The 4673-nt window shown below is 36.2% G+C and carries 4 protein-coding genes; 2 read left to right on the top strand and 2 right to left on the bottom strand.

Features of this window, described 5'->3' with window-relative positions:
- Both MRT15_RS12320 and MRT15_RS12325 read left to right on the top strand, forming a co-directional pair.
- The coding region (locus MRT15_RS12320; RefSeq protein WP_304330589.1) for a hypothetical protein at positions 1 to 996 on the top strand (996 nt) is incomplete at its 5' end.
- Between the two features lie 111 nt (positions 997 to 1107).
- A complete protein-coding gene (locus MRT15_RS12325; RefSeq protein WP_304330590.1) occupies positions 1108 to 2472 on the top strand; it encodes an SLC13 family permease in 1365 nt (454 codons plus the stop codon).
- Between the two features lie 24 nt (positions 2473 to 2496).
- Here MRT15_RS12325 and MRT15_RS12330 read toward each other — a convergent pair whose 3' ends face one another.
- Both MRT15_RS12330 and MRT15_RS12335 read right to left on the bottom strand, forming a co-directional pair.
- Positions 2497 to 3282, bottom strand: coding sequence for a sugar phosphate isomerase/epimerase (locus tag MRT15_RS12330; protein WP_304330591.1), 786 nt, complete (start codon positions 3280 to 3282; stop codon positions 2497 to 2499).
- Between the two features lie 34 nt (positions 3283 to 3316).
- Positions 3317 to 4102 (bottom strand): DUF6062 family protein, encoded by a 786-nt coding sequence (locus MRT15_RS12335; RefSeq protein ID WP_304330592.1) that lies wholly within the window; start codon positions 4100 to 4102, stop codon positions 3317 to 3319.
- Between the last annotated feature and the right edge of the window lie 571 nt (positions 4103 to 4673).

A 4673-nucleotide genomic window follows, 5' to 3' on the forward strand; every position in this document is an offset into this window, starting at 1 on the left:
CTAGAAATGATATTGTCCCTATTGCCTAAGATCATAGAAATTATTATGGTATTAGTTTTGGGTTTTATTGCTGGAAAGCTTGTGGGTAAAATGGTAACGATCATAATGGGTAAGTTTGGCGTAGATAAAGTGATTGGCAATTCAAGTTTAGGTAAGACATTAAAGGAGGCCAATTTAACTTTAAGTAGTTTAATTGGTACTTTGGCAAAGTGGGCAGTATATTTGGCTACTTTAATTGTTGTAGCAGACATTCTTCAAATAACCGCTTTAAGCAATTTACTTGTGATAATTGTTGGGTACATACCTTACTTAATTTCAGGATTTTTAATTATCGGATTTGGCTTATTATTTGCTGAATTCATATCGAAAATCATTGTGAATTCCCTAAAGGAAATTAAATTTATACATGCCGGAGTCGTAGGCTTTTTCACAAGGCTTTTCATGTATATTATCGTGATTCTAACAGCACTCTCAGTTATGAAGCTTGACATCACATTAGTTAATATTTTCGTTAGCGCCATGGCATGGGGTTTAGCTGCTGGAATGGCGCTTGCCATGGGTTTAGCTTTAGGACTTGGATTTAAAGACATGATAGCTAAGAATGCTGAAAGTTTTCTGAAATCTATTGGTTTAATGACCTCTAGATTAGATCAAGAAGTAAGGATCAAAGAACTTGAAGGTGAAATTAAAAGGTTAGAAAGTGAACTTGACGTTCTTAGACAAGAGAAGAGAAAGGAAATTGAGGAGAAAAGAGTGAGATTGGAAGCTCTTAGTAAACCAGTTGAAAATGTAGAAGATTTCTTGAATAAGGTTGTTGGTTCCACTGGTAAAATAGCAAAAGTTTATGGAGGGTATGAAATAACAATTTCAGATCCAATCACCTTCCCATGGCGCGATGTGATTATGACCATGTATAATATGGGTTACGATGTATGGATTTCTAAAAAAGATGACGCTTACTGTATAGTTTGCAAGTTAAAAACGGAACAATCGTAAAAAAACATATATTATTGAACATGCACCAAACAAAAGATATATATAGTGTTTCATAATTCAATTTCAAAGAAGTGATCATCATAGCTTATGGATGAGGGGGGTGTGATTCTAATGAAGGAAACCGTAAAGGCTATCGTATTTATTGCCATCACTCTGCTCACGGCTATTCTTTGCCCTACACTTGGCTTAACAGATGTCCAGACAGTAGCAACAACCCTTTTCGTAGCAAAAACTGCTGCTACCCTACTATTTTGGAAATTTAGACTTGCAATAGGCTTCATTGCACTCGCACTTCTATTTGTCTTTGGAACACTTGACATGGAACACTTTATAGAGTTTGCTGGACTCGATGTTATAATTTTCCTAGTTGGAATGATGACAGTTATAGGTTATCTTGAGGAGGGAGGATTTTTCGAATACATATTGGAAAAGATAATGAGAATAGGTAGAGGGAATCCTATGAGGGTTTTCTATGCACTTATGATAGCCTCCTTCCTACTAGCTGCTTTAGTCGATGAAGTAACATCAATATTATTCATTACAGCATTGGTTTTACAATTGGCAACAATATCTAAAATTAATCCGATACCATTAATGATGGCAACAGTGTTCGCTACAAATATAGGGAGTAGCGCCACAGTAGTAGGCAACCCCATAGGAGTCATGATAGCATTAAAAAGTGGATTAACATTTGTAGATTTCCTATTATGGTCTTTACCCATGGCTCTCCTCTCCCTACTAATAATAGCATTCATATGTTCAAAATACTATTCCAATTACATAAAAAACATAAAGGTGGAAGAAATCTCCAGTAATAGCGACAAATCACCAAAGAATAAGGATCACACCATTCATTGGGTAATATTCCTTGGAACATTAACTGGACTAGTCCTCCACCACCAAATTGAAGCACTTTTCGGTTTATCCGAAGGCGTCATGCTAATTGGAGTTGCCCTAATCTCTGCAGGCATAGTCCTTCTACTGGAAAGAGCAAGAGCTAGAGAAATAATTGAAGAACGTGTAGACTGGTGGACTTTACTATTCTTCCTAGTTCTATTCGCATCTGTGGGAACGTTGAAGTACGTAGGAGTCATTGACGTAATTGCAAAAGGTTATTTGGGACTTGGACTTAAGGATTTCGAACTTTATATGTTCTTCGTATTAAGTGCTGGATTTTTGAGTTCCATGATGGATAATGTTTTAGCAGTTGCCGTATTAATACCAATCGTAAAAGAATTCCAAAACTATGGACTGAACATTTTCCCATACTGGTGGGGGATGCTTTACGCTGGCACTTACATGGGAAATCTCACACCAATAGGAAGTACTGCCAATATCGTTGCCATAGGTATCGTTGAACGTAGACAACACGTATCCTTTAAAGATTGGATCAAAATAGGAGTTATAGTTTCCATGCCCACTCTGATACTTGCATCTATCATAACTTATCTAAGAGCTTTATACTTAAGTATTTAATTTAAAGACCGAATGTAAAAGCGTTTAATGCTCAATCAATTTCCTCATATTCTCAATACTTCCTTTAACATTGCTAATTGATTCTATTACTAAACCCCCTCTATAATTCATCTTCTTAAGGGAATTTAAGACTTTAGCCCAACTTATACTTCCAAATCCTATTCCTAAATGTGAATCCACCTTTCCATCATTATCATGCACGTGAACGTGAATTATCCTCTCCTTAAACTTCTCCATAAACTTATCAATATACCCACCAATATTTGCATGCCCAACATCAAATGCTATACCCAAATCCAATGCATCAACGCCTAAATCCCCATAAAGCTTCTCGAAATCTTCAACTCCCCTAACTAAAAGTGTGGATGATACTGGGAAATTCTCTATAGCTATCTTCAAATCATATTTCCTAGCTTCATGTAACAATTCACGTATAGAATTCAAGTTGAACTTCCAATCCATGTTGGGAAGCATGCTACCAATTGGGCTTCTAACCCCTGAATGGAAAACCCAAATTGTAGGGTTCAACTTTGCTGAAAGCTTCATAGACCTTTTAAGCCTCCTCAAAGCAGTGTTCCTCATGGTTGGAGATGTCGATGCAATATTAACATCTGCAAAGGGTGCATGAATGGATAAGCTCAACCCCCTCTCCTCAACAATCCTCCTAATCAAATTAACTCTAAAATCATTGAATTCATGAGGCCACTCATCAACAACCTCCAAATGCTCAACATCTATAGTCCGTAAACGCTCCACAACGTCAGAAAATCTCTCACCAATACAAAACAGCGTTGAAATACCTACACGCATAGAACACCATCAACAAAAATAATGGCGTAGATATTTATTTCTTTAGATAAACTCCTTCTGCACCAAATAAAAAGTTTAGTGCAAGAATGTTTGCATTGACTTCCTCTTCAAGATGTTCATCTCTAAACTCCCAGCTTTGTTTTCTTATAAATTCTGATAGTAGATGTTCTATTAATTGAAGATTCTTTATTTCTGCATCGATAAGTGCTTTGACTACATGAATTGGATTTTTAAGTTTGTTAATGTGAATTATTTGCATAGCCGATGCAAAATGTGGAAGGCAAAGTCCTTTTGATGAACTGAATTTTATCCTGAAATTCTCATCATCATCCAGCATCTGAACAAGCGTGTGCAAATATATTTGATTCATTGACCATAAGTGTTCACATATAGGACACTGTTGCCTTCGAGCATCATAATTTATTATGTTATCTAGTGCAGTAGTATCCCTCTTCTTCCTATGAAATGGCATTCTACTTTTTGAAGATTTAAAATTATTTGATAAGTTTTCTTGTAGATGAGAAAGTTGTTCCATAATTTTTCCAGTTATATCTTTCATGTAAAGGGCATAGCCTAAACCATCTTCAACATCACCTCCGTGGATAGCTCGGTACAACATATGTGCATGACGATTACAGAAGCCTCCAGCAGCCACTACCTTCCCCCTAAAGGCAGGATCCATCACCACTTCATTTGTAAGCATATGCTTCAAATAACGCTCTTCACATTCAGTCCAAAGATAGCATAATGGACACCCACTCGATTTTTCCATTCCTTCAAGAATCCTTACAGTTAGAATATTCTTCTCCGTCATCTCCATTTCACCCCTCCGTTCATCAGCAATTTTCGGACACTTCTTAACAACGTATCCTCCACCACTTTTCGATCTTTATCTGAAAACTTGCAGCTTTGCCCTCTCATGCGCTCTGAAATCTCTGATTCTAGTTGATTGAAGTCTCTCCCTTTAATATCTATCAAAACACTAGTTACAACCTTTATTCTAATGGAAAGATTATCGTATTTACATATACAGTTAAAAATCAATTCTGATCAAATAAATTTGGAGATTAAGTCATTTTAATTTTTCCGCAGTCTGTCAGTTCAACCATTAGCATTTCATTAAACTTTCGCACTCTCTAACTTGCATATTAATACGCATTATCTCATACCCCATCTTAGGTTAAAAAAAGTGAATGAAGGAGTTATAATTGTGTTAAGTGGAAGATTTTAAGGGATGACTGTACGATTGCTTTAGCTTATAGACACACGTTTTATTACTGGATGTTGAAGGATTTTTTCTATTACTTCGCTTGGAATAGGTTTAGATACAACTACGTAAAGCTTGGGTTCTTCGTATATGTTTGGGTCTTCAGCAATCACTTGTAGAATAT

The sequence above is a fragment of the Candidatus Culexarchaeum yellowstonense genome (genome assembly GCF_024707025.1).
Classification (GTDB): Archaea; Thermoproteota; Methanomethylicia; order Culexarchaeales; family Culexarchaeaceae; genus Culexarchaeum.